This window comes from Streptomyces thermovulgaris, from assembly GCF_002155915.1.
Lineage (GTDB): Bacteria > Actinomycetota > Actinomycetes > Streptomycetales > Streptomycetaceae > Streptomyces > Streptomyces thermovulgaris.
On sequence record NZ_MUME01000444.1, the window covers coordinates 1 to 4755 of the forward strand.

Sequence of the window (4755 nt, forward strand, 5' to 3'; positions counted from 1 at the left end):
CCCTCCTTCTTCCTTTCCCCTCCTTCCCCTTCCTCCCCTCTCTCCTTTTCTTCTTCTCTTCTCCCCTCTCCCCTCCTCCCACGGCCCCACGTCCCTGCACGAACTCAGCGGACGCCCGTGCCCGTCGATCCGCACCGGCGTCCTCCCAACCACGAGGTAAGGAACGTCATGACCGAGAACACCAGCTCCTCCGTGGGCGTGATCCGCGTCGGCGACGACGCCTATCAGGACCTGTCCGTACGGGGCATCAACAAGCGCTTCACCGCCGAGCCGGAGGCGTTCCACGTCGTCACCGGCACCGAGCAGGTCGTGAACGCGGTGCGCGAGGCGGTCCGGGACGGCAAGAGGATCGCCGTGCGCAGCGGCGGGCACGGATACGAGAACATGGTCGGCGACCCGGCCGTGCAGGTGGTCATCGACCTGGGCGAGATGCGTGAGGTGTCCTTCGACCCCGAGCGCAAGGCGTTCGCCGTCGAACCCGGTGTCCGGATGGCGGATCTGTACCGGACCCTGTACGAACGCTGGGGCGTGGTCCTCCCGGCGGGCGACAGCGCGACCGTCGGAGTCGGCGGTCACGTGGCCGGCGGCGGCTTCGGCTCCCTGTGCCGCAGCGCGGGCCTGGCGGCCGACCATCTGCTGGCCGTGGAGGTCGTCGTGGTCGACGCCTCCGGCGACGTCCGCACGGTCGTGGCCACCCGCGACCCCGCGGACCCGCACCACGACCTGTGGTGGGCCCACACCGGTGGCGGCGGCGGCAACTTCGGCATCGTCACCCGCTACTGGTTCCGCTCCCCCGACGCCACGGGGGACGACCCCCGCGAGGCCCTGCCCCGGCCCCCGGCCTCCGTCCTGACGGGCACCGTCCTGTTCAACCGGGAGTCCCTCAGCCGGACGGCCCTGCGCACCCTGGTCGGCAACTTCGGCCGCTGGCACGAGAACAACAGCGCACCGGACTCCCCGTACACCGCTCTCTTCTCCGGCCTCGTCCTGTTCGGCAGGCCGCGCGAGGGCGACCCCGGCATGGGTGCCGTGGCCTTCGTCCACGTGGACGCCACCCGCCCGGACGCCGACAGGCTGATGAGCGACTACGTCTCCGAACTCACCGCCGGGCTCGGTGACTTCCCGGCCGTCCTGCCCACCGAGGTCGTGCCCTGGCTCGAGGCCAAGAAGGCCCTCGCCCAGGCCCAGGACGCGGAGATCGGCCGGCAGAAGGTCAAGTCGGCGTTCCTGCGCCGCGGTTACTCCGACGACCAGATCGACACGCTCTACGACTACCTCGACAGCACGGACCACAGCAACGACAGCAGCCTGGTCTCGCTGCAGTCCTACGGCGGCCGGGTCAACGCGGTGGCCGGCGACGCCACGGCGTCCGCCCAGCGGGACTCCGTCATCCAGGCGTTCTTCATGAACACCTGGCAGGACGAGAAGCTCGACGAGACCAACGTCGACTGGATGCGCAGGCTCTTCCGCGACCTGTACGCCAAGACCGGCGGCGTTCCGGTACCGGGAGAGGAAAACGACGGCTGCTACATCAACTTCCCGGACACCGACATGGCCGACCCCGAGTGGAACACCTCGGGCGTCTCCTGGGAAGAGCTGTACTACAAGGGCAACATCGCACGTCTGCGCGAGATCAAGGCCAAGTGGGATCCGCGCAACGTCTTCCGTCACACCCTGTCGATCCGCAGCGAGGGCTGACCCACCCCGGAACGAGGGCCGCGGGCTCATCCACCGGACGGTGGGTGAGCCCGCCGGCGGGAGCCGGTGCCGACCGGGCGGAGCACGCCGTCGTCGGCGGCCGGATGCGGACCGGGGCTTCCCGAAGGGCGGCCGGCGGCTCCCTGCCCGGCGCGCGTTTGCGCACCGGGCAAGTGAGAGATAACCATTCCGGACACTCGGCGTGCCAATTCAGCCACTCGACGTGTTCGTGATCATGCGGAGGTCCTCGTGCACGAAGATGCTGTCAGTCATCGGCGCATCACGACACGTGTGGCCACGCAGACCGGGGAGAGACCGAGTGACTCGTGTGTGCAGGGGTGCTGTTCCGCACGCCCTCATGAGGTGGGACCCGCACAAGGGCACCACGCCCACGGCACGCGCCGACAGCTGTCGCAGCCACTCCCGCGCACACGGAGCGGCCGTCGTGTCGACGCGCGGCTGCCGAGGGGGACCGCCGGGACATTCCTCGGTGTCCGGTGCACAAGGGGTGCCGTGGGGAGCGGGCCGGCCCGGGTGAGCAGTGCCCGGTGACCGAGGAGCGGGGTTCGGTGCGTGCGGACGCAAGGCGGAGGAGGGAGCCGGCGCGCCGCGCCGGCGAGTGACGACAACGCGGAAGGGGATGCCCCCACACCCGTCCAGGGCAGTGGGGGAGCGCGTGCCGAACCCCGCGATCCATGGCACGACCCGCACGGCAGCCCCTGGGTCACGGGCCCCGTGCCGGACGCAACTCTGACGCCGGGACGAACCGACCCGACACGGATCCACAGCGGACCGTTCGTCATGGGCCGGAGCCACTACAGGTAAGGACGTCGGAATGCTGCACTTTGCCCTTCTCGGACCGATGGAGATCCGCGTGAACGGTGAGCTGCGGACGCCCAGTGCGCCCATGGCCCGCCGGGTTCTCGCGCTGCTGCTGACACATGCGGACCGTGTCGTCCCCACGGAGCTGCTGATCGACGAGTTATGGGGCGAACGGCCGCCCGTAAGGGCACGCAAGACCGTCCAGACGTACATCTACCAGCTGCGCAAGGTCTTGAGCGGCGACGAAAGCTCCGGTCAGAACCAGGACCTGGTGGAGACCCACCCGCACGGCTACCGCCTTCTGCTGCACAACTGCCGACTGGACGTGAGGGACTTCCAGGCCCTGGTGCGCGAGGGGCGGGAGGCCCTCGCACGCGGCCGGGCGGGCGAAGGCGCCGCGTTGTTGCGGCGGAGCCTGGAGCTGTGGCGCGGTGAACCACTGGAGGACATCGGGGTCGGCCCCGTCCTGGCCGCCCAGGTCGCACGGCTGGAGGACCTCAGGATACAGGCGCTGGAACAGCGCATCGCAGCGGATCTCGCCCTGGGCGAGGACCAGTCGCTTCTGGAGGAGATCAGGGAGCTGACCTACCAGTACCCCCTGCACGAGGAGTTCTGCGCCCAGTTGATGACGGCGGCGAAACGCTGCGGTCAGCGGGGCGAGGCCCTGGCCGCGTACAGCCGGCTGCGCAGGGCCATGGCCGAACAGCTGGGGCTCGAGCCCTCGGCGCGTCTGCGGGAACTCCAGAACCGGGTGCTGGCCGGCCGGGACGACCGGCCGCACATGTCGTCACGGGCCGGCGGCACGGGCGCGCCGTTCCAGCTTCCCCCGGCCATCGGCGACTTCGTCGGACGCCAGGACGAGCTGAGCCGGATCGAACGTGCCCTCAAGGAGCCCGGCGCCGTCCCGGAGGTGCGGATCGTGACGGTGACCGGGGGACCGGGCATGGGAAAGACCCAGATCGCGCTCCAGATGGCGCACCGGCTGCGGAGCGACTTTCCCGACGGCCAGCTCAAGGCGAGCCTCCACCTGGAGGACGGGACGCCGCAGCACCCGGCCGAGGCCCTCAAGGGACTGCTGGTCGCCGTCGGCCACGACAGGCGCTCCCTGCCGGAGCGCACCGACGACCTTTCCCACACGTTCCGGGCCTGGGCGGCCGGCCGGCGCTTCCTTCTGCTGCTGGACGACGCCGCCGACAGGGACCAGGTCCTGCCCCTGCTGCCGGCGGGTGTGGGCAACACGGTGATCATCACCTCGCGCCGCCGCATGACCGGACTGCCGGGAGCGGTGACCTCCATAGAGGTGGGACCGATGCCGGAGGCCGAGGGAAGCCGACTGCTGGCGCAGGTGGTCGGCGAGGACAGAACGGCACGGGAACCCGCGGCGACGGCGGCCGTCGTCGCCAGGTGCGAGGGCATACCGCTCGCCATCCATGCGATCGGAAGCCGGATCGCCGCCTGGCCCGGCCGCAGCATCGCGGACTTCGCGGCCCGGCTGGACGACGAACAGCACCGCTTGGAGGAACTGAGCGGCCCGCACCTGGACGTCCGCGACTACTTCGTCGCGTCCGCCGACCGGCTGCCCCACGAGGCCAGGGAGGTGCTGGCCGAGGTCAGCAGAACAGGGCGCACCGAGGTCACCGTGGCACAACTCGCCCACGCCCTGCGCCGGCCGGTGCCGCTCGTCGAGCGCTCGGTGGAGCTGCTGGCGGCGTTCCACGTCATCAAGCCGATCGCGCGGAACGGCCAGCACCTGCTGCGTGTCTCGCCCCTGCTGCGCCTCGCCTTCGCACGCAGGGAACATCTGCGCGAACCCTTCACACGGAACGTGGTGATCAGCGGTGATGCGTGTCCGGTGGCCACGCGGCCCTGCCAGTGCCCGGTGGCGCGGGGCTCGTACTGGCTGGAGAACAAGGTGCCGGTGGACCGGCCCCGGATCGGATGGAGCGGACCCGGAGCGTTTCAGTCGCTCGCGTGCGCACTTCCTGTGCTGTCGGGCAAGTGAACGACCTGTCCTGTCGGGCAAGTGAACGACCGAGGAGTTTGGGTGAGCAGGTTGCGTTGGTTGACCGCGGGGGAGTCCCACGGACCGGCACTCGTGGCGACGTTGGAGGGGTTGCCGGCGGGGGTGCCGGTGACCACGCGGATGGTGGCGGAGCATCTGGCCCGGCGGCGTCTGGGGTACGGGCGGGGGGCCCGGATGACGTTCGAGCAGGATGTGGTGACCTTTCTCGGTGG

General features: G+C 70.4%; 3 protein-coding genes. All 3 read left to right on the top strand.

What is annotated here, in order from left to right:
- Positions 1-168 precede the first annotated feature (168 nt).
- Positions 169-1698, top strand: a complete 1530-nt coding sequence (locus CCN35_RS26080; protein WP_067398376.1) for an FAD-binding oxidoreductase — start codon at positions 169-171, stop codon at positions 1696-1698.
- A gap of 835 nt (positions 1699-2533) precedes the next feature.
- Positions 2534-4522 carry an AfsR/SARP family transcriptional regulator gene (locus tag CCN35_RS26085; protein WP_245863498.1) on the top strand — a complete coding sequence of 663 codons (1989 nt, stop codon included), beginning with the start codon at positions 2534-2536 and terminating at the stop codon, positions 4520-4522.
- A 42-nt stretch (positions 4523-4564) separates the two neighbouring features.
- The coding region (locus CCN35_RS26090) for a chorismate synthase (RefSeq protein ID WP_143631831.1) at positions 4565-4755 on the top strand (191 nt) is incomplete at its 3' end.